The 20308-nt window shown below is 61.0% G+C and carries 16 protein-coding genes; 7 read left to right on the top strand and 9 right to left on the bottom strand.

What is annotated here, in order from left to right:
* Positions 1-41: 41 nt before the first annotated feature.
* Both hisD and GOX53_RS01935 read right to left on the bottom strand, forming a co-directional pair.
* Positions 42-1331, bottom strand: coding sequence for a histidinol dehydrogenase (gene hisD, locus GOX53_RS01940; protein ID WP_171173297.1), 1290 nt, complete (start codon positions 1329-1331; stop codon positions 42-44).
* Between the two features lie 33 nt (positions 1332-1364).
* The gene (locus tag GOX53_RS01935; RefSeq protein WP_171173296.1) at positions 1365-3800 is read right to left on the bottom strand and encodes an FAD-dependent oxidoreductase; all 2436 of its coding nucleotides are present in this window, start codon (positions 3798-3800) and stop codon (positions 1365-1367) included.
* Between the two features lie 185 nt (positions 3801-3985).
* On the opposite strand from GOX53_RS01935, the gene GOX53_RS01930 reads away from it, so the two are divergent.
* Positions 3986-5512 carry a trimethylamine methyltransferase family protein gene (locus GOX53_RS01930; protein ID WP_171173295.1) on the top strand — a complete coding sequence of 509 codons (1527 nt, stop codon included), beginning with the start codon at positions 3986-3988 and terminating at the stop codon, positions 5510-5512.
* Positions 5513-5519: 7 nt separating this feature from the next.
* On the opposite strand, the gene GOX53_RS01925 is transcribed toward GOX53_RS01930, so the two are convergent.
* From GOX53_RS01925 to nhaC, 3 genes are all read right to left on the bottom strand, one after another.
* Positions 5520-6482 (bottom strand): LysR family transcriptional regulator, encoded by a 963-nt coding sequence (locus GOX53_RS01925; RefSeq protein ID WP_171173294.1) that lies wholly within the window; start codon positions 6480-6482, stop codon positions 5520-5522.
* 186 nt (positions 6483-6668) lie between these two features.
* Positions 6669-7700: a GlxA family transcriptional regulator gene (locus tag GOX53_RS01920; protein ID WP_171173293.1), complete on the bottom strand. Its 1032-nt coding sequence runs from the start codon at positions 7698-7700 to the stop codon at positions 6669-6671.
* 79 nt (positions 7701-7779) lie between these two features.
* On the bottom strand, positions 7780-9252 hold the full coding sequence (nhaC, locus tag GOX53_RS01915; RefSeq protein WP_171173292.1) for a Na+/H+ antiporter NhaC: 1473 nt from the start codon (positions 9250-9252) through the stop codon (positions 7780-7782).
* 276 nt (positions 9253-9528) lie between these two features.
* On the opposite strand from nhaC, the gene GOX53_RS01910 reads away from it, so the two are divergent.
* The 3 genes from GOX53_RS01910 (at position 9529) to GOX53_RS01900 (ending at position 12438) form a co-directional block, all read left to right on the top strand.
* On the top strand, positions 9529-10287 hold the full coding sequence (locus GOX53_RS01910) for an IclR family transcriptional regulator (protein ID WP_171173291.1): 759 nt from the start codon (positions 9529-9531) through the stop codon (positions 10285-10287).
* Positions 10288-10365: 78 nt separating this feature from the next.
* Positions 10366-11766: a selenium-binding protein SBP56-related protein gene (locus tag GOX53_RS01905; protein ID WP_171173290.1), complete on the top strand. Its 1401-nt coding sequence runs from the start codon at positions 10366-10368 to the stop codon at positions 11764-11766.
* Positions 11767-12438 carry a hypothetical protein gene (locus GOX53_RS01900; protein WP_171173289.1) on the top strand — a complete coding sequence of 224 codons (672 nt, stop codon included), beginning with the start codon at positions 11767-11769 and terminating at the stop codon, positions 12436-12438. It begins immediately after the preceding gene.
* Positions 12439-12441: 3 nt separating this feature from the next.
* On the opposite strand, the gene GOX53_RS01895 is transcribed toward GOX53_RS01900, so the two are convergent.
* Genes GOX53_RS01895 through iolD form a run of 4 tightly spaced genes read right to left on the bottom strand, consistent with a single transcriptional unit; the run spans position 12442 to position 16971 of the window.
* Positions 12442-13272: a class II fructose-bisphosphate aldolase gene (locus tag GOX53_RS01895; RefSeq protein ID WP_171173288.1), complete on the bottom strand. Its 831-nt coding sequence runs from the start codon at positions 13270-13272 to the stop codon at positions 12442-12444.
* Positions 13269-14111 carry a 5-deoxy-glucuronate isomerase gene (locus GOX53_RS01890; RefSeq protein ID WP_171173287.1) on the bottom strand — a complete coding sequence of 281 codons (843 nt, stop codon included), beginning with the start codon at positions 14109-14111 and terminating at the stop codon, positions 13269-13271. The genes GOX53_RS01895 and GOX53_RS01890 overlap by 4 nt, the downstream gene beginning before the upstream one ends.
* Positions 14112-14125: 14 nt before the next feature.
* Positions 14126-15106 carry a 5-dehydro-2-deoxygluconokinase gene (gene iolC / locus GOX53_RS01885; protein WP_171173286.1) on the bottom strand — a complete coding sequence of 327 codons (981 nt, stop codon included), beginning with the start codon at positions 15104-15106 and terminating at the stop codon, positions 14126-14128.
* On the bottom strand, positions 15106-16971 hold the full coding sequence (gene iolD / locus GOX53_RS01880) for a 3D-(3,5/4)-trihydroxycyclohexane-1,2-dione acylhydrolase (decyclizing) (RefSeq protein ID WP_171173285.1): 1866 nt from the start codon (positions 16969-16971) through the stop codon (positions 15106-15108). The genes iolC and iolD overlap by 1 nt, the downstream gene beginning before the upstream one ends.
* A gap of 121 nt (positions 16972-17092) precedes the next feature.
* Between iolD and GOX53_RS01875 the strand changes: the two genes are divergently transcribed.
* The 3 genes from GOX53_RS01875 to GOX53_RS01865 are packed head-to-tail and all read left to right on the top strand — an operon-like array spanning position 17093 to position 20302.
* The gene (locus tag GOX53_RS01875; RefSeq protein ID WP_171173284.1) at positions 17093-18196 is read left to right on the top strand and encodes a Gfo/Idh/MocA family protein; all 1104 of its coding nucleotides are present in this window, start codon (positions 17093-17095) and stop codon (positions 18194-18196) included.
* Between the two features lie 42 nt (positions 18197-18238).
* Positions 18239-19132 carry a TIM barrel protein gene (locus GOX53_RS01870; protein ID WP_171173283.1) on the top strand — a complete coding sequence of 298 codons (894 nt, stop codon included), beginning with the start codon at positions 18239-18241 and terminating at the stop codon, positions 19130-19132.
* Positions 19133-19144: 12 nt separating this feature from the next.
* On the top strand, positions 19145-20302 hold the full coding sequence (locus GOX53_RS01865) for a Gfo/Idh/MocA family protein (protein ID WP_171173282.1): 1158 nt from the start codon (positions 19145-19147) through the stop codon (positions 20300-20302).
* Positions 20303-20308: the final 6 nt, after the last annotated feature.

Genomic DNA, 20308 nt, shown 5'->3' with positions numbered 1-20308 from the left:
TGACACCATCCCAATCGCGTTGCGTCGCGGTTGGGATGATTTTATTCACCTGCGGCCGTGACAGTGCGGTCCAACCGCATCTCGGCCAAGCGGGCGTGCCCCTCCATCCCTTCCACCCGGCTGATCCTTGCGGTCCGCAGCGCCAACTCGTTTGGGGCTTCGCGCGTGCATCGCTGCCAGGTGACGGTCTTGGTGAATTTGTGCACCGACAGCCCGCCCGTGTAACGTGCTGCCCGGCTGGTCGGCAGCACATGATTCGGTCCTGAGGTCTTGTCGCCAAAGGACACGGTCGTCTCTTCGCCCAGAAACAGAGAGCCATAGGTGGTCAGGTTCGCCAGCCACCAGTCCAAATCCTCGGCCTGTACCTGCAGATGTTCCGGGGCATAGCGATTGACAACCTCCACCACCTCGCCTCGGCCGTTGCACAGGATGACCTCGGCCCGCTCCCGCCACGAGGTCTGCGCGACCGAGGCGTTTGGTTCGGGCAAAGCGTGACAAAGCTCAGACGCCCGCGCCAGCACCCGCTTGGCCAGCGCGCGATCGGTGGTGACAAGCCAGACCGGGCTGTCCACACCATGCTCGGCCTGGCCGATCAGGTCCCAGGCCACGGTTTCGGGATCCGCCGTGTGATCGGCGATCGCCAGGGAATCCGTGGGACCCGCGAACATGTCGATACCGACCTTGCCGAACAGCATCCGCTTGGCCTCGGCCACATAGCTGTTGCCCGGCCCCACAAGGATGTCTGCCGGATAAGCACCGAACAGGCCTTGGGCCATGGCAGCGATGCCCTGCACCCCGCCGAGGTTCAGGATCAGATCCGCACCGCAAAGGTCCATGGCATAGACGATAGCGTCGGGAATGCCCGTTTCAGGTCTGGGCGGCGAAACGGCGGTGATGTGAGATACCTCGGCCACTTTCGCGGTGGTGATCGTCATAAGCGCGCTGGCCACATGGCTGTAGCGCCCGCCCGGCACATAGCATCCGACACTGGTCACAGGGATCTGTTTCTGACCGGCCGCCAGCCCTGGCATATGCTCTATCTCGCATTCACCCATCGTCGCCTTTTGCGCCTCGGCAAAGCGGCGGATGTTGTCATGGGCAAAGCGGATATCGTCTTTGAGTTGCTCGGGAACACGGGCGCAGGCAGCCTGTCTTTCCCCATCGGACGGAACGATCGGGCCAGTCCACTTGTCCAGCGTTTCGGCGTAGCGCCTGACGGCCCTTTCGCCATCGCGCTCGATGGCTGCCAGCATGATCGCCATCGTGTCGCGGATATCGGCGCTTTCGATGGTCGGATGCGGCTCGGCCTGTTTCAGATATGTGACCGCCATGTCATCTCTCGCTCTTGTCGCGGGTCTCGCCTGTCATGACCGGATACGCGTATGATCCGGATCGTAGGGGCAGAAGGGAATGACCGTCGCATCAATCGGGTCGCCGCAGAGGTCCAGCTTCGACGTGCAGCCCTCGGCGGAATGTTCCAAGTCCACAAAGGCATAGGCCAGGTTCATCCCCGTGCGGTGCCCCCACTCGCCCGACGTGACGGTGCCGATCACCTTCCCGTCCTGCATCAGGGACGCCCCGGCGTGGGCCGGAGCGTGGGTACAATCGACCTTGAGCGTGACCAGCTTGCGCCGCGGCCCGTCAGCCATCCGGCGCCCCAACGCGGCTTTGCCGATGAAATCGCCCTTCTCCATGCGGACAAACCGGCCCAGCCCGGTCTCGAACGGGTCGAATTCGGTAATCAGGTCAGCTTTCCAGTGGAGAAACCCTTTCTCCATCCGCATGGACTCGACAGCGCGAGCACCGAAGAGCCGTAACCCATGCGCCCTGCCCGCCTCGCGCAGCGCCAGATATGCGGCGTAGAGCGAGGCGTTGGGGAGGTGGACTTCATAGGCCAGTTCGCCCGAAAAGCTCACACCCATCACCGTGGCCGGGGCAAAACCGATGAAACACTCGCGGACGCTGAGCCAAGGGAAAGCTTCGCGCGACCAGTCGCCGCGTGCGCAGGCCGCGAGTACATCGCGCGCCTTTGGCCCGGCCAGCACCAGGATCGTCTGGTCGTTGGTCAGGCTGCGGATCTGCACGTCCTCGTCGTCGCGCAGATGCTGGGTCAGCCAGTCCATGTCGTGATATTCGCTGGCCGCCGCAGACCCGTACCAGACTCGTTCAGGACCCCGGTCCGAGGCAGGCAAGTTGGCGATGGTTGCCTCGCCCTTGACCATGCCAAGGTGGTTCAGCAGGTAGCCCAGACCGACGCGCCCGTTGCGTTTGGTCACGTGACCGCAGAACATCCGGTCAAGGAAGCTGTGGCGATCCACCCCCGTGATCTCGAACCGGTTGAACCCGTCGACTTCGCACAGGCCTACATTTTCCTGAATGTTCTTCACTTCGGCGGCAACCACGTCGAAGGCCTCTTCGAAGTTGAAGCTGAGTGCGGGATGGAACTCGGAGGACGGCTTGATGTAGTCCACCCGCTCCCAGCCGTTGACCACCGTGAACTCGGCCCCTTCGGCGGCCAGAACCGGGGTCAGCGGCGTGGTCTTGGCGGGCCGTCCCGCCGGGCGGTGTTCGTGGGGAAAGTGAAAGCGGAACTCGTTCTGATAATCCTCGATGGCCTTCAGCGCGGTCAGTTCCACGTTGGCGTGCCCGGTGAAGCGGCGCGGGTCCAATACCCAGGTGTCATAACACGCCTCACCATGCACGATCTGCTGTGCGAGTAGCCAGCCATGGCCGCCGCCCTCGCCCAGCCCCGCGCGCAGACCGATGATGCAGTAAGCGTTACGCTTGCCCGGAATCGGTCCCACCAGAGGCGCGCCATCGATGGTATAAGTGATCGGGCCGTTGACTACGGTGTGAATCCCCACCTCGGTCAGCGCGGGCATGCGGGCAAAGGCGCCTTCCAGCACATCCGTGATCCGCTCAAGGTCGTCCGGACACAGCGCGTTGACGAAATTCGGGTCAATCCCATCCATGCCCCAGGTCTTGCAGTCTTGCTCGTAGAACCCGACCAGCAGGCCGTTTTTCTCCTGACGGCAATAGTAGTCGCTGATCGGGCAGCGGATCAGCGGCATCCGGTGGCCTGCCTTTTTGATCGCGGGGATTTCCTCGGTCAGGAAATACTGATGCTCCATCGAAGCGACAGGATGATGTACCCCCATCATCGCCCCCACCTCGTTCACCCGGTAACCGCAGGCATTAACCACAACGTCGCAATCGATGTGACCTTGCTCGGTATGCACCGTCCAGGTGTCGTCCTTGTGCTGGGTCAGCCCAACCACCGGCGTGTTACGATAGACCTCGGCCCCGGCCTTGCGCGCCCGCCGCGCCAGTGCCTGACATAGCTGCGCCGGGTCGATATCGCCATCCAGCGGGTCCCACAGCCCGCCCAGCAGGTTATCGGTCGAGATCAGCGGGTGGCGGCGCGCGCATTCCTCAGCATCTATCACCTCAAAATGTACATTCATCCCGCGCGCCATCGAGGCGAAATGGCGGTAGCCCTGCATCTGCGCCTCGGTGTTCGCAAGGCGAATGCCCCCGTCGCCGTGATGGTAGTTGATCGGATAGTCCGGGTCCTCGGCCAGCTCCTTGTAGAGGTTGATCGAATGCGTCTTCAGCCCCACCATCGTCTGGTTCATGCCGAAATTGGTCACCTGCGCCGCCGAATGCCAGGTGGTGCCGCCGGTCAGCTCATTACGTTCGACCAGAACCACGTCGGTCCACCCCTCCTGAGTCAGGTGGTAGAGCGTCGAGCATCCGGCGATGCCACCGCCAATGACAACGGCACGGGTACGGGATTTCATGAAGGCGCCTCCAGAAGGTTCCTGATCGATACAGTCGGAACTTATTTCGGCAGATCAACGGGCGTCACTTATTTTCGAGATACTAGGAGGAAGAGTAGCAGATTTTCGGAAACTTGCCTTCGGTTTGGCACCATAGGTTCAAACTCATTTAGGGTTGCGAAAAGAACGCTGTGGAGAACCCAAAGATGGCCGATTTGCGCCCGCGACAGGGAAAACGGAGCGGTCGCCGCGAACGTCACGCACAGCGCGCGGCCAAGCCTGTCTTTGACCCCTGCCCGCCCGGGCAGATCGGTGGTGCGTATCGCCCTCTCAGCGACAGCGATCTGCGGCAGATCTACGATGCCGCCCTGCGGTTGCTGGAACACCTGGGCATGGGTGAGGTGCCCGACCGATTGCACCGCGATCTGCTGCGGGCCGGGGCGTGGGACACCGGCGCGGGCCGCCTGATGTTTCCCCGCTCGCTGGTCGAGGATGCCATCGACAAGGCCGCGAAGCGGTTCGTGCTGCATGGGCGCGATGAGAGTCGTTCGATCGAGGTTGGCGGCAACAAGGTCTATTTCGGAACCGGCGGTGCAGCGGTGCAGACGCTGGACATGGAGACCGGCCTCTACCGCCCCTCGACACTGGCCGATCTGCATGATTTCACCCGGCTGCAGGACACGCTAGCCAATGTCAGCTGGTTCACCCGCTGCTGTGTTGCCACCAATGTGGCCGACCCCTTCGATCTGGACGTGAACACGGCCTATGCGCTGCTGAAGAACACCACCAAACCGACCGCAACCGCGTTCACGTTGGCCGAACACGTGGCGCCAATGGTCGAGATGTTCGACATAGCCGCAGGCGGCCTTGGCTCCTTTGCAAAACGTCCTTTCGTCAAGGCACATATCAGCCCGGTGATCTCGCCCATGCGGTATGGCGAGGACGCCGTAGACGTGGTCTATGAATGCATCCGCCACAACATCCCCATCTCCTGCATCACTGCGGCGCAGGCGGGTGCGACCGCCCCGGCGACGCTTGCTGGATTTCTGGCACAGTCACTCGCCGAGACGCTGGCCAGTCTGGTGATGGTGCACGCGATCCGGCCCGGCTTTCCGATGGTGTTCTCGAATTGGCCTTTAGTGATCGACCTGCGCACCGGGGCGTTCTCCGGCGGCAGCGGCGAGACGGCCGTGCTGAACGCAGCTTCAGCACAGCTCTCGAATTGGTTGGGGCTGCCTTCTGGAGTGGCTTGTTCAATGACCGACGCCAAGGCCATCGACGCGCAATACGGGATGGAAAAGGGCCTGACGTCGATGGCGGCGGCGCTAGCTGGCGGCAACCTGATCTATGAAAGCTCGGGCATGACCGCCTCGCTGCTGGGGGCGAGTTTCGAGGCGCTCGTGCTGGATGATGAGATGCATTCGCACACTTACCGCGCCCTGCGCGGCATCGAGGTCAGCGAGGACAATTTGGGCTATGACGCTATCTGCGAGGCGGTGCTGGGTGTGGGTCATTTTCTGGGTGGCGCTCACACTCATGCGGCGATGGAGCGGGACTATTTCTATCCCAGCCTCGCCGACCGGGATGAGCCGCGCACATGGGCCGAGAAAGGCGCGCCGGATGCCTGGTCGCGGGCCCGCGAACGGGCGCGGGAGATCTTGCGGACGCACCACCCGGTCTATTTGAGTGGGGATCAGGATAGGTGGATACGGGAGCAGTTCAACATCCGCTAGCTAGGTATCAGTCGATCAGACCAAAACTGTCCCTCAGCCACAGGATCTCCGAGTGAAACGGCCGCACCGCGTGTTCGGCGACCAACTCGCGCAGCTTGGTATCGACCAGATCAAGGACCGAGCCCGAGCAATCGGGCGTCGCCACCAGCGTCAGGGTGCGGGCGAAGCTCTTGCCTGGAAACCGACGCATGCTGAGCCTCGGGTGAAAGCGCCTGGCGCGGGAATAGAGCAGCGGGGTCGAGATGGTCCACCCCGCCCCAGCGGCCACCATCGCCATCAGGGTCAGATTGTTGGCGCATTCGAACCGGGTCGGCAGTCTGATCCGCATCCGGCGCAGCTGCGACTCGATCTGCCGCGCGATCATTAACTGACCAGAGAAACGCAAGAATGGCAGTTCGGTCTTTCCCCGCATGACCTCTTGCACATCCAGATCGACGCCCTCGGGCATGATCAGCACAAACGGATCGCGCAGCAGGGGGCGGTCTTCCAGATCGTGCAGTCGGTCCAGGGGGCCGCTGGCAACGCCAACATCCAGATGACGGTTGCGCAGCATCTCCAGAATGCTGAGGCTGGCATCCGTATGGTAGAGAAAGTCGCATTTTGGCATGGTTTCAGACAGATGCACCGCCAGTTCCGGCATGATGTCACCGTCGAAATCCTCGATTGTTCCGATGCGCAAATAACTGGCGTCAGCAACATTCCCGGCCGAAGCCTCGGCTTTGGCCTTTCGAATGGCAAAGAGCGCATCGTCAATATTGCGCAGGAATACCCGCCCCGTCGGGGTCAGCACCATGGGCCGCCGCGCGTGGTCGAAAAGTGCAACACCCAGATGCTCTTCGAGATTGCTCAGGTGGTGCGATACTGTGCTGACCGACAATCCCATTTCGTCAGCCGCTGCGTGCAGCGAGCCCTTTTCGGCGCAGGTCTGGAACAACTCCAGCCATCTGAGGCTAAGCTCTTTTCGGGCCATCAGTCAGAACCACTTCTAGCAAACGCATATGTGCCGCTGCGGACAGAGTTTTTTTTTGAGAGATTCAATTATCAAGCCCCGGTTAGCGAATGCAAATTGGCAGCAGCGTAACGCTTTGAGACCATGAAGATAAAGGGCCGGAAACTTTTCCTCCGTAAAACAACGAAAGGCTTGGACTTGACCGAATTATTCACCTGCGTTGCCGCCCGGTTTGTCCGCCCAACTCTTACGAAAGGCAGATGATGATTGCCCGACGCGTTGCTTGAACCGAACGGTCAGCCGCGTCGCACTACTGAACCCCGTTGCAGCGGCGATTTCGGCGACGGACATGTCTGTCTCGTTGAGTAGAGCATGCGCCCGTGCAACGCGCAGCTCGATATAGAACTGGACCGGCGATGTGCCGACATAGCGCTGGAACAACCGCTCAAGCTGACGGCGTGAGATTTGTGCATGTTCCGCGATCTCGGTGATATCCACCGGCTCTTCAATGGTTTCCTCCATATATTGCATGGCGTTGATGAGGTGCTGATTTCGGCTGCTCAGCGCCACCGAATACGCGGATTTCTGTGGCGCCTTGCGGTTGTTCGAGCGGAAGTGAATGCACATGTCGGACACGATCACGGCCAGATCCTTGCCATGGTCGGTTTCGATCATGTCCAACATCATGTCTATGGCCGCGTTTCCTCCGCCGCAGGTCATCAGATCCCTGTCAATTTCGTAAAGGTTTGAGGTCGGCTCAAGCCCCGGAAAGAACTCGGAAAAAGAGGGCTGGTTTTCCCAGTGCAATGTGAACGTCCGATCCCGCAGCAACCCGGCCTTTGCCAGGGCGAAAGCACCGGTGCAAATCCCTCCGAAATGGCACCCGAACGTTCGCTGACGGCTGATCCAGGCCAGCACCCTGGAGCTGGCACTGTCAGAAGGTTCGATCCCCGCACAGGCAAAGATCCTGCTGGATCTGGGCAGATTCCTGAGCTCGAAATCCGGCGTGATCTTGATCCCGTTCGAGCAGCGGACCGGTTGGCCATCCTCAGTAATCAGGAACCAGCGATAGAGTTCCTTGTTGGCGACCTGATTGGCGACCCGCAGCGGCTCGACAGCTGAACTGAACGCCAGCATCGTCAGCTTGGGCAATAGCAGAAAGTAGATGTCCTTGGCGGGTCCGTCGTAATCGACGCGAAAACTGGCCGCACCTTTGGGAACAAAGCTTCGGGGCTCCATGGCGATATCCTATCAAAGATGCAGGCGCTTTAGAACTCGGATGCGCCGGGGCGTGCCCCGCCCCGGCACTGGCGCCCGTTCAGACACCAAGCTCTGCAACCGGTTCCTCGCTTTCTTCCCACGCCTGTCGCTCTTCATCGCTGGCCTTGGGCGAAAACAGCCCGGTCATGGCATAGAAAACGCCGATCACCGGAGACATCCAGCAGGCAAATGCCAGCGGGATATAGAGCAGGTTCTCAAAATTCCCATCGCCTATACCGAGTGCCAGCGCGCTGATCACGAACGCGCCACCCGCGTTCCACGGGATCAGGGGCGAGACCAATGTGCCGCCCTCTTCGATGGCGCGCGACAGGTTCAGCGGCGAGTAACCGATGGCTCGGTAAACCGGCGCGTACATGCGACCGGGCAGCGCGATGGACAGATACGGGTCGCCCGCAACGGTATTAGTGGCGACCGAGGTCAAAATGGCCGAGGTCTGGATACCGGCAAAGGTTTTCACGCGTGAGATGATCACCTCGATGATCGTCTGCAAACAGCCGGTCCGTTCCAACGCACCACCAAACCCAAGGGCCAGCAGGACCAGAGATATCGTCCACATCATCGACTGGATACCGCCCCGGTTCAGCAGCGTGTCGATCTCGGAAACCCCGGTGTCGATGGAATAGCCGCTGTTGGCGAAGGTGAATGTCTCATGCAGACCAGCCCCCTGACAGATCATCGCCAAAACGCCGCCAACGACGGCCCCGGCAAACAGCGACGGGATCGGCGGCTGTTTCTTGACCGCTAAAACGATGACCAGAAGGGCCGGGATGAGCATCAGAGGCGAAATCCAGAACTCGGCGGCCAGTGCCGAGGTGATCGCGTCAATGCGTTCGAACGAAACTTGCGAGATGTCGATCAGCGTGAAACCCACCACGAAATAGATGGCCAGCGCGATCAGCATCGACGGAACGGTCGTGGGAAGCATGTTGCGGATGTGGTCGAACAGATTGGTTCCGGTCACCGCAGGCGCCAGATTGGTCGTGTCCGACAGGGGTGAGATCTTGTCGCCAAAGAACGCACCCGACACGACAACTCCGGCGGTCCAGTACATGGGAATACCAAAACCCGCGCCGATACCCATCAGGGCCAGACCGACGGTGCCGACCGTGCCCCATGAGGTGCCGAGTGACACGGACACGATGGAGCACAGGATCATTCCGGCAGCCAGAAAGATCTCTGGCGACAGAATCTTGAGACCATAATAGATCAGCGTCGGCACAGTGCCGCTGGCGATCCAGATGCCGACGATCATGCCAACCGTGATCAGGATCGACACCGAGGGCAGTGAGATGTTGATGACGTGGAATACCCCCTCTTCGATATTGTTCCATCGGTGTCCGAGTCTCAGACCAACCAGACCGGTGATTGCGATGCCAATGGCCAGCGGAATGTGCGGCGTGAAATCTCCGAAATAAAACAGCTGGATGCCCAATACGAGCAGGGTCAGGACAACCGGCAGCAGGGCGATCCTCAGGCTGGGCTTGGTAACGGTTTCTTCGTTGGCGGACACGTGCGTTTCCTCCTTAAGCTGGACTTAGTGATGTCTTTGCAGGTGCCCTCAAACATCAGGTTTTGGAGGCGCGGACTCGCTGTCCCCACGCCGGATTGCTGCGCTTTTGCGACAGTGGAGGGCGATCGAGACTGAAACCGGATGGGCCTCTCTAGCCGCAACGGGGTGGCGTGGGTTTGCCTATCCAGCTTGCGCAGGGGATTTTTTGTTGCCTTGGAGGGCATAAAATCTCAAAATATAAGAATATGTCTCATTACGTGGAGCATGATCTCTGTCATGCATCTTGATCGCCTGATTTCAATTCTGGAAGTCGTCGCGGTTGCCGGACGCCCGGTCTCGGCCGGTGAAATTCAGCGGGGCGTTGGTCTGCCCAAGCCCACGATCTATCGCCTGGTTCAAAGCTTGCAGGAGCAGCGGGTGCTGGACTCGCCTGCGCAGGACGGCAAAGTGGTGATCGGCGATCGCATTGTCCGCATCGCTTTGCTGGGTAAATCGGATGTCGACGTGCGTAAGGCGTCCGCCCCGCTGCTCAAGGCAGCTGCCGTGCAATTCAACGAAACCGTGTTTCTGGCCCGGTTTCGCGAGGTTCAGGTAGAGATCATCCATGTCGAAACACCCGAAGACCCGGGACGCGCCTATATCCATCCGGGCCTGGGCGTGCGTCCGATGCATGCTTGTTCGTGCTCAAAGGCCATTGCCGCCTTTGCCGAGCCCGAGTTTCAGGAGCGCATTCTGAACAACAGCCTGAAGCAGTACACGGATCACACCAAGACCACACCGGATGCGCTGCGCGCCGAGTTTGCCCAGATCGCCAAACGTGGATTTGCAGATTGTGATCAGGAGATCGACATTGGCATCGCCAGCGTCGCCGCACCGGTCTCGATCGGTAATATCGGCGCGATCTTCAGCGTGGGCGCAGTTGGCCCCATCCGGCGGTTCGGAGCGGAGTACCGCGCAGGGATCGGAAAGAAGCTGACCGCTCTGGCCGACAGGATCAGTGGTGCGATCCAGTTGTGCAATGTCGCGGAAATATGAGGAGGACATGAGCAGATAACGCCCCGATTGGCTCGGCAAGAGGCCTCAGACGGGCGTGGATTCCAATGGGAGGACCATATGAACCTAAGACCTGACCCAACCTTTCACCCGACCGCTCAGCTCGCCATGCAGTCGCCGGTCGAGAATTACGGCTTTACGGTCATGCTCAGCCCCGATGGCGCGCAACCTGACGGCATCGCCGTGGTCGACCTCGATCCCGGCTCGGACAGCTACGGCCAGATCGTGCATCAGGTGATCATGCCCAACACCGGTGATGAGTTTCATCATTTTGGCTGGAATGCCTGTTCGTCCGCCCTGTCACCCTTGACTGGCCACGCCTTTCTTGAGCGCCGTTATCTAATCGTGCCCGGCATCCGGTCGTCCCGGATCTATATCGTTGATGTCAAGGAACCGCTGGAGGCCAAGATCCACAAGATCATCGAACCCGAGGAGGTCTTTGCCAAAACCGGATATTCACGACCCCACACCATCCACTGCGGCCCCGAAGGCATTTATGTCTCGACCCTGGGCGGCGGTGGCGCGGATGGTACCGACGGTCCACCGGGGATCTTCATCATGGATTGCGAAACCTTCGATATCATCGGTCAGTACGAGATGGATCGCGGACCGCAGGACAAGCATTACGACTTCTGGTGGAACCTGCCACAGGATTACATGGTCAGCTCGGAATGGGGTCTGCCGCCGCAATTCGAGGGCGGTCTGGTGGCCGAGGATCTGCTGAGCAACAAATATGGCCACTCGATCCACTTCTGGGACCTGCGCCGCCGCAAGAACGTCCAGACCATCGACCTGGGTGAGAACCATCAGATGGCGCTTGAGATCCGGCCCGCGCATGATCCCAAGAAATCCTATGGGTTCTGTGGCGTGGTCGTGGACACCACCAACCTGCAGGGAGCGATCTTCACCTGGTGGCGTGACGATGACGGGACGTGGCAGGCCAAGAAAACCATCACCATCGACCCGCAGCCCGCCGACCCGGACGACCTGCCCGAATTGCTCAAAGGGTTTTCCGCAGTGCCGCCGCTTGTGACCGATATCGACCTGAGCCTGGACGACCGGTTCCTGTATGTCGCCTGCTGGGGCGTCGGCGAGATGCATCAATATGATGTCTCTGACCCGATGGCGCCCAAGCTGGTAGGCAAGGTCGAGATTGGCGGCATCGTCAAGGACACCAAACACCCCAACGGCAAGGACTTCGCGTTTGGTCCGCAGATGGTCGAGGTCAGCCGCGACGGCAAGCGGGTGTACTGGACCAACTCGCTCTATTCCACCTGGGACGATCAGTTCTATCCCGATGATGAGGGTGGGCAGATGGTCATGGCGCGGGTTGGCGATAACGGAGGCCTTGAGTTGGACCCCGATTTCTACATCGATTTCCCCGAGGGCTATCGCGGCCATCAGATCCGGCTTGAAGGCGGAGACTGCTCGACCGACAGTTTCTGCTACCCCAACGTCTGAATGAGCGCTGAACTGACCTCGACGGCGGCCCTTTGGTGGGCCGTCCTCTTTTCTGGTGTTTATCATGGGGTCAATCCGGGCATGGGGTGGCCTCTGGCGGTTTCGGCCGGTCTGATGGAGGCCCGGCGGGGTGCGATGGCAAAGGCTTTGGCGGCGCTGGCCGTCGGGCATCTGGCGGCGATGACCGCAATCCTGTTGCCGTTTTCGATGATGACGCTTCTGTTGGACTGGCAGTCCGAGATACGCATCGGTGCCGGCCTTCTGGTCGTGGCGATGGGGATCTATCTGCTGATCAACCGCAAACATCCCAGATTTCTCGCCCGCGTTCCCCCGTCACGGCTGGCGCTGTGGTCGTTTCTGGCTGCGATGGCGCATGGGGCAGGCCTGATGCTGGTGCCGATCTACCTAGGCCTGTGCGGTACTGACGTCGCTGATGCGGGACATCAGGCAGCGCAGCAACTGATGGGACAAAACATCCTGACCGCGCTGACCGTGGCCGGAGCACACACGCTGGCCATGACCTTCGCCGGCGGTGTGTTGGCAGTGATTATCTATCTTTGGCTGGGGCTCAGGTTCCTGTCGAAGACCTGGTTCAACCTGGATATCGTCTGGGCGCTCAGCCTGATTCTGGTCGGGGCATTCGGCATCTATTCCGCCCAGATCGGCCACTAGGTGTTACCCGGATCGCAAAGATCGCAAGGCTTCACGCGCGGCGGCCACCATTGGGTCATGGGTCTCTTTCAGGATTTGCAGACGGTCAAATTGGTCCGGGTCCGCCTTTACTGCTGCACGCAAGGCGTCTCCAAACACCATCCTCATGTCGGTACCAATATTGAACTTGCAGATGTTTGTCGTCTTTGACAGCGTCCAACGTTCAGAGAGCGGCACGCCGGACCCTCCATGGATCACCAATGGGACTTCAGTTGCAGCTTCAATCGCGCGAATGCGGTCGAGATCGAGGCCATCCGATTTTTGTTGTTGCAGGTGAACGTTACCAACGGACACCGCCATCGCATCCACCCGGGTTTGCCGTGCGAACTGCCCTGCTTCCTGCGGATCGGTTCCGTCTGAGCTTTCACCATCGGCATAACCGACGAACCCAATCTCGCCCTCGCAGGACATGCCCGCGCTGTGCGCCAGTTCCGCAACCGTTGCGGTTTCCTCAATGTTCTGGTTCAGCGGCAGGCGTGAGCCGTCGAACATGACCGAGGTAAAGCCGCACTCCAAAGCCTCACGGCATTCCTCGATCGAATGGCCATGATCCAGATGCGCCACAACCGGAACGCTGGCCTGTTCGGCCAGCCAGGTGAACATCGCGCCCAGCACCGGCAGCGGTGTGTGCGCCCGGCATGACGGGCCGGCCTGCAGAACTACCGGTACCCCCTCGGCCTCGGCCGCAGCTACATAGGCGCGCATATCCTCCCATCCGAGAGTCACGAAACCGGCCACGGCATAACCGTCGCGCAATGCGGGCTGCAGCACCTCGCGGAGCGTTGCGAGGGTCATTTGAACTTGGCGATCATGTCTTTGATGCCCGGGATCGTCTCGATCTGATAGGCATGGCTGGGCTGGAAATACTGCACCAGCGAGCGCTGGGTGAGCCCGCCCAGAATGGTGAAGTAGTACATTTCGTACCCCGGCAGAACTGCGCAGGGGTGATAGCCATTGTCGATGCAGATCGTTGAACCGTCGACGATATGATAGGCATCGCCCGGCTGGCCATCCTCGCGCTGCAGCATCTGCAGGCCGCTGCCATGATTGGGGCGGAAGCGGAAGTTGTAGGTCTCGTCATGGCGGGTTTCGTCCGGAAGACGGTTGGTGTCGTGCTTGTGGCTGGGGAAACCAGACCAGCCGCCCCGCCCCACGGTGAACAGCTCGCTCACCAACAAGCGACCCACCTTGTCATGCTGTTTCTGCCCCAGAATGTGCTTGATCTTGCGGTGAGTCTTGGTGTCGTCCGAGCCATATTGCACGAGATCGATCCCGTCGCTGCGCACGTCGAAAGGCTCCAGCACCTGGTCGTATTTCGCCCCTGCCACGAAGGTCTCTGTCTCGTCTGACAAGCACGAAATGATCACCTTCGCCCCGACCGGAATGTAAACCCCTTCGGGCTCGCCATCCCACACATCCACACCACGATTGCCGAGGCTGTCGAAGGTCACGCCCTCGACCTCGACCCGGACGGTGCCTGTGGCGGGCACGATGCAGGTCTCATAGCCGGGCACCTGATATTCGAATGCCTCGCCCTTCTTCAGCTTAACGATATTGAAATAGTTCAGCGGCACCCGCGCGTCGTCTGCATCAACGATCGGAGCATTCTTGTTGTCATAAGGCGCGATATGCATTGCGTGTCTCCTTTTCAAACCTGCGTGGGTCCGGGATGCGTGGCAAGGAAGTCGTCGAGTTCATCGGGTGTCGGCATGGCCGGAGCGCAGCCGACCCGAGACACCACGATCGAGGCGCAGGCCGACCCGCGTAGAACCGCCTGTTCCAGATCGTGACCAGCGGCCAATGCGGCGATGAAACCGCCCATGAAACTGTCGCCCGCCCCCGTAGGCTTCAGCGCATCGACCACGTAGATGCCGGTACGGAACTCCTGCCCACCACTGATCGTGACCGCACCCTTTTCACCCATCTTGTAGACGATGATCCGGCTGCCGGTCTGCGCGAGCGCCCGGGCCTTGCTCAGGCCCTGATCGTAAGCCCCGGCCATGAACCCAAACTCCACGTCATTGCCGATGATGACGTCGCACAGCTCCGCCGCGCGGGAATAGGTGTCAGAGGCGACCTCGGCAGAGGGCCAGCTATAGGGTCGGTAATCCACGTCGAAGATCAGCGGCAAGCCGGCCGCCTTGGCCAGTTCGAACGCCCGGAATGCCGCAGAGCGCGAGGTTTCGGCGGCCAGCACCGTGCCGGTGGTGATCAGGGCGCTATAGGCGCTGTAATCCACTGCCTCGACATCCGCCATGCTCATCTCAAAATCGGCGGCTCCGTTGCGGTAGATTACCGATTGCGTGTCCTCCAGCCGGGTTTCCACCACAGCCAGAGAGTTGCGGCACTCGCCGCCCACGGCCCGCACATGGGTCCGGTCGATGCCGTATTTATCCAGCTCGTTCAGCGCGAACCGGCCAATGGCATCGTCCGACACACAGGTAACCAGGGCCGCCCGTCCGCCATGTTTGGTGATCGCCACGCCGATATTCGCGGACGACCCACCGAGGCAGGAATAGAAGCCTTGCGCCTCTTCGACCTTCGTCCCAGGCGGATCGGCGTAGAGGTCCATCCCTGCCCGCCCGAGAATGACAAAGCTGTTGCCGATGATCCGGTTCAGATCGGCCATCACACGCCCCTGCGCTGTTTCGCGCGGCCCGCTTCCCAATCCTGGTGCGCGGTGCGGACCGAGCTGTTCTCGGTGACGTGCGGCGTGCCGACCTCCCACCAGGCGTGGCCCTGATCGGTCCAGCCTTCATAAGGATCGACCTGCATGCAGATGACATAGGTCTTGTCGCTCGCCTTGGCGCGCTTGAACGCCTCTCCCAGTTCCGCCGGATTGGCGACGGTTTCGGCCTCGGCCCCCATAGCCCGTGCGTGACTTTCGAAATCCACTGCAAAGGGCGAGCTGACAGTTGGGCAGTCCTTGATCAGGTTGTTGAAACTGTCATTGCCGGTGTTGTTCTGCAGCTTGTTGATCACTGCAAAGCCACCATTGTCCAGTACGAAGGCGATCAGCTTTTTCCCAGTCAGAACAGAGGAGTATATGTCGGAGTTCATCAACAGATATGAGCCATCGCCCGTGAACACGATGGTATCCTGATCCGGTTCCCGCTCGGATTGCGCGATCCGGGCGCCCCACCCGCCAGCGATCTCATAGCCCATGCACGAGAACCCAAACTCCACATCCACCGTACCGATATCCAGAGTGCGCCAGTTGGCAGTGACCTCGGCGGGCAGCCCGCCTGCCGCAGCAACAATCCGGTCACGCGGGTCACAGAGCGCGTTCACCACGCCAATCGCCTGCGCGTAGGAGTTCGGGCGGTTACCGTGCTCTACATTCTTCGCCACATAGGCATCCCACTCGGCACGATGCGCCTTGGCGGCATCGACCCAATCGCCGGGGGCCTGATACCCGGCCGCAGCCTCTCCCAATGCCAACAGGGACAGTTTCGCGTCCCCCACCACCGGCAGAGACCGGTGTTTGCCCGCATCGTACCGGCCTGCGTTGATCGAGATGAACCGGGCGCCCTTCGCGAACGCCGTCCATGACCCGGTCGTGAAATCCTGCAACCGCGTGCCAACTGCCAGAATGACATCCGCCTGCTCGGCAATGGCATTGGCGCTGTCCGAGCCGGTCACGCCGATGGGCCCGATATTCAGCGGATGGGTGGCCACCATGTTGGCGCGGCCCGCGATGGTCTCGACCACCGGGATCTGGTGCGCTTCAGCAAACGCCGTCAACTCCTTGACTGCACGCGAATATTGCACGCCGCCGCCCGCAATGATCATCGGGTGCTTGGCTGTCCGCAACAGCGCCGCCGCATCGGCAATCTCGGCCATATCAGGCGCGCTGCGGCGAATGCGGTGGACCCTCTTTTTAAAGAACACTTCAGGATAGTCATAGGTCCAACCCTGCACGTCCTGCGGCAGGCCCAGAAAAGCTGGGCCGCAATCCGCCGGGTCCAGCAACGTCGCCAGCGCGTTAGGCAGCGAGTGCAGCACCTGCGCCGGATGCGTGATCCGGTCCCAGTACCGCGTCACCGAGCGGAAGGCGTCATTGGCGCCGAAGGTCGGGTCGTTGAAATTCTCCATCTGCTGCAAAACCGGATCGGGCAACCGGGTGATGAAGCCGTCGCCGCACAGCATCAGCATCGGCAAGCGGTTGGCATGGGCGAGCGCTGCGCTGGTCACCAGGTTCAGCGTGCCGGGGCCGGCGCTTGCGGTGCAGAACATGAACCGCTGGCGCAACCATTGCTTGGCATAGGCAGCGGCGGCAAAGCCCATGCTCTGCTCGTTCTGACCCCGATAGAGCGGCAGTGTATCCTGCACGGTGTTCAGCGCCTCACCCAGGCAGGTCACATTGCCATGCCCGAAGATGCCGAAGCCGCCACCGCACACGCGCATCTCCTGCCCGTCGATCTCGATGAGCTGGTTGGTCAGATAGCAGATGATGGCTTGCGCCGTGGTCAGGCGGATTGTTGCGTCGCTCATGGTGGTACCTTTTTTCGCCGATGCCGGGCTGCCCCCGAGCTTTGCGTCTTGCGGATTTTCGAATCTGAGGATACAAATTTTGCAACCGGTTGCAAACCGATTTTCCGAACGGGATGGGATCATGGCTGAGATTGGCATCGGCATTGTCGGCGGCGGCTATATGGGCAAGGCGCATGCGGTGGCCATGTCCGCCGTCGGGGCGGTGTTCAACACTGCTCTGCGGCCCCGGCTTGAGATGGTGTGCGCCACGAATACGGCCTCTGCCGAACGCTATCGCGTGGCCTATGGCTTTGCCCGGGCGACAGATGACTGGCGGGCACTGGTCGAAGACCCTGCGGTCGAGGCCATCGTGATCGCCTCTCCCCAATCCACCCATCGCGAGATTGCCGAAGCTGCCTTTGCCCGGGAAAAACCGGTCCTGTGCGAAAAACCGATGGGCACATCGCTAGCCGATGCGCAGGCCATGGTTGACGCAGCCGAGGCAAGCGGAGCGGTGAACATGGTCGCCTACAATTACATCCGCACTCCGGCTAGCCAGTATGCCCGCAAGCTGATCGCCGAGGGCGAGATCGGTGATGTCACCTGGTTTCGCGGCGAACACACCGAGGATTTCTATTCCGACCCCAAGGCCCCCGCGACTTGGCGTACCGAGGGGCAGGCCAACGGTACGATTGGAGATCTGGCGCCGCATATCTTCAATGCCGCACTGGCCCTGATCGGCCCTATCGACCGGTTGGTGGCCGAGATCGAAACCGTTCACACCAAACGCCCCGGCGGCACCGTTACTAATGACGATCAGGTACAGATGATGTGCCGCTTTGCAAATGGCGCGATGGGCCAGTTGCACGCCAGCCGGATCGCGACGGGCCGTAAGATGGGTTACGCCTACGAGATCACCGGAACCAAGGGCGCGATCCGCTTCGATCAGGAGGATCAGAACGCCATCTGGCTCTATCGTGCCGAGGGTCCCGAAGCCGAGCGGGGCTTTCGCAAGATCCTGACTGGCCCCGCGCACCCCGATTACCTGCCGTTCTGTCAGGGCCCGGGCCACGGCACCGGCTATCAGGACCAGATCATCATCGAGGCGCGCGATTTCCTGCGCGCCCTCGAAACCAGAACCCCGGTCTGGCCCACTTTCAGGGACGGGCTGGAGGTTGTCCGCATCGTTGAAACCGCCATTGCCTCGTCCAACTCGAAAAGCTGGCTCGACGTCGTGGCCTCCTGACCCTTCTGAAAAGCAACCCCTCCGGATAAGAGGTTTGAACAGATGACAATCCGCATTGGCAACGCGCCCTGTTCTTGGGGTGTGGAATTTGCAGACGATCCCCGCAACCCGACTTGGCAAACCGTTCTGAAAGAATGTGCCGAGGCCGGGTACACGGGGATCGAGCTGGGCCCGGTCGGCTTTATGCCCGAGGACCCGGCAGTGCTGGCCGACGGGCTGGCCGAGCATGATCTGGAACTGATCGGCGGCGTGGTTTTCCGCCCCTTTCACGATCCGGATCAGTGGGACGACGTGCTGGACGGCACGGTGCGCACTTGCAAGGCGCTGGCGGCGCACGGGGCGCAGCATCTGGTGCTGATCGACTCGATCTCGCCCCGCCGGGCCGCAACCGCCGGGCGCGCCTCCGAGGCCAAGCAGATGGACAAGGCCGAATGGACCGCCTATCGCGACCGCATCGCGGAAAGTGCCCGCATCGGTGCCGAAGAATATGGCCTGACGGTGGGCATTCACGCCCATGCCGCCGGTTTCATGGATTTCGAGCCCGAGCTTGAGCGCCTGCTGGATGAAGTGGACAAAAAGATCCTGAAGATCTGTTTCGACACCGGTCATCACTCCTATGCCGGTTTCGATCCAGTGGCCTTCATGAAGCGGCATATCGATCGCATTTCCTACATGCATTTCAAAGATATAAACCCGAAAGTTAAGGTCAACGTGGTAGCCAACCGCACGGATTTCTACGAGGCTTGCGGACAAGGAATCTTTTGCAACCTCGGCGACGGCGATGTGGACTTTCCCGCAGTCCACCAAGTGTTAACCGAGGCCGGTTTCTCGGGTTGGTGCACGGTCGAGCAGGATTGCGACCCGACGCTGGATGTGCGCCCAATGGACGACGCGCGGGCAAACCGCGAATATCTTGAATCCATCGGCTTTGCGTAAGGAGTTACAGCCATGGCAAAACTGAAATGGGGCATGATCGGTGGCGGAGAAGGCAGCCAGATCGGCCCGGCCCATCGTCTAGGCGCGGGGCTCGACGGGCATTTCGAGTTCGCCGCCGGTGCGTTGGACCACCGGCCCGAGGCCGGGCGCGCCTATGGCCAGACCCTGGGGCTGGCCGCCGACCGCTCCTACGGCGATTGGCGCGAGATGCTGGAGGGGGAAAAGGATCGCGAGGACAGGATCGATCTGGTTACCGTAGCCACCCCAAATGCCACGCATTTCGAGATCACCAAGGCGTTCATGGAGAACGGCTTTCATGTTCTTTGCGAAAAACCGATGACCATGACCGTCGATGAGGCGGAAGAGATCGTCAGGATCAGCCACGCCACCGGCAAGATCTGTGCGGTGAACTACGGGTATTCGGGCTATTCGCTGGTGCGGCACATGAAGGCGATGGTTGCACGTGGCGACTTGGGCACTATCCGGCTGGTTGTCGCGGAATTTGCCCATGGTCACCACGCCGATGCTGCCGACGCCGACAATCCCCGGGTGCGTTGGCGCTATGATCCAGCGCAGGCTGGCGTGTCTGCCCAGTTCGCCGATTGCGGTATTCACGCGCTGCACATGGCCTCGTTCGTGACCGGGCAAGAGATCGCGCGCCTGTCCGCGGATACCGTCTCCTGCATCTCCAGCCGCGTGCTCGAAGACGACGCGATGGTGAATTTCCGCATGGACGGTGGCGCCGTTGGTCGTCTCTGGACGTCATCGGTGGCCATTGGCCGCCAGCACGGGCTGACCCTTCAGGTCTTTGGCGAGAAAGGCGGGCTTCGCTGGGCGCAAGAGCAGCCAAACCAGCTCTACTGGATGCCACTCAATGGCCGTCTGCGGGTGATCGAGCGCGGCGAGGCGGGTCTGTCGCCCGAGGCCGACCGCACCACCCGCGTCACCATCGGCCATGCCGAAGGGATGCCGCTGGCCTTTGCTAATATCTACAGCGATCTGGCCGAAGCCTTGCGGGCCGAAAAAGAGGGCCGCGCGATCGACCCGGCGGCAGACTTGTATCCGCGCGCGGCGGATGGGCTGCGGTCGATGGCCGCGGTCTATGCCGTCGCGGAATCCGGCAGGGGTGAAGGCGCCTGGGTGGATGCGCGCCCGCCGATGTTCCGGTAGGCGACG

Origin of the sequence: Ruegeria sp. HKCCD8929 (assembly GCF_013031405.1) — a bacterium.
In the GTDB taxonomy this organism is placed as follows: Bacteria; Pseudomonadota; Alphaproteobacteria; order Rhodobacterales; family Rhodobacteraceae; genus Ruegeria.
This window is presented reverse-complemented; position numbering and strand designations above follow the sequence as displayed.

Coding starts and splice junctions, on each gene's coding strand:
- hisD (WP_171173297.1), bottom strand. CDS start 1,331: ATGGCGGTCACATATCTGAAACAGGCCGAGCCGCATCCGACCATCGAA.
- GOX53_RS01935 (WP_171173296.1), bottom strand. CDS start 3,800: ATGAAATCCCGTACCCGTGCCGTTGTCATTGGCGGTGGCATCGCCGGA.
- GOX53_RS01930 (WP_171173295.1), top strand. CDS start 3,986: ATGGCCGATTTGCGCCCGCGACAGGGAAAACGGAGCGGTCGCCGCGAA.
- GOX53_RS01925 (WP_171173294.1), bottom strand. CDS start 6,482: ATGGCCCGAAAAGAGCTTAGCCTCAGATGGCTGGAGTTGTTCCAGACC.
- GOX53_RS01920 (WP_171173293.1), bottom strand. CDS start 7,700: ATGGAGCCCCGAAGCTTTGTTCCCAAAGGTGCGGCCAGTTTTCGCGTC.
- GOX53_RS01910 (WP_171173291.1), top strand. CDS start 9,529: ATGCATCTTGATCGCCTGATTTCAATTCTGGAAGTCGTCGCGGTTGCC.
- GOX53_RS01905 (WP_171173290.1), top strand. CDS start 10,366: ATGAACCTAAGACCTGACCCAACCTTTCACCCGACCGCTCAGCTCGCC.
- GOX53_RS01900 (WP_171173289.1), top strand. CDS start 11,767: ATGAGCGCTGAACTGACCTCGACGGCGGCCCTTTGGTGGGCCGTCCTC.
- GOX53_RS01895 (WP_171173288.1), bottom strand. CDS start 13,272: ATGACCCTCGCAACGCTCCGCGAGGTGCTGCAGCCCGCATTGCGCGAC.
- GOX53_RS01890 (WP_171173287.1), bottom strand. CDS start 14,111: ATGCATATCGCGCCTTATGACAACAAGAATGCTCCGATCGTTGATGCA.
- iolC (WP_171173286.1), bottom strand. CDS start 15,106: ATGGCCGATCTGAACCGGATCATCGGCAACAGCTTTGTCATTCTCGGG.
- iolD (WP_171173285.1), bottom strand. CDS start 16,971: ATGAGCGACGCAACAATCCGCCTGACCACGGCGCAAGCCATCATCTGC.
- GOX53_RS01875 (WP_171173284.1), top strand. CDS start 17,093: ATGGCTGAGATTGGCATCGGCATTGTCGGCGGCGGCTATATGGGCAAG.
- GOX53_RS01870 (WP_171173283.1), top strand. CDS start 18,239: ATGACAATCCGCATTGGCAACGCGCCCTGTTCTTGGGGTGTGGAATTT.
- GOX53_RS01865 (WP_171173282.1), top strand. CDS start 19,145: ATGGCAAAACTGAAATGGGGCATGATCGGTGGCGGAGAAGGCAGCCAG.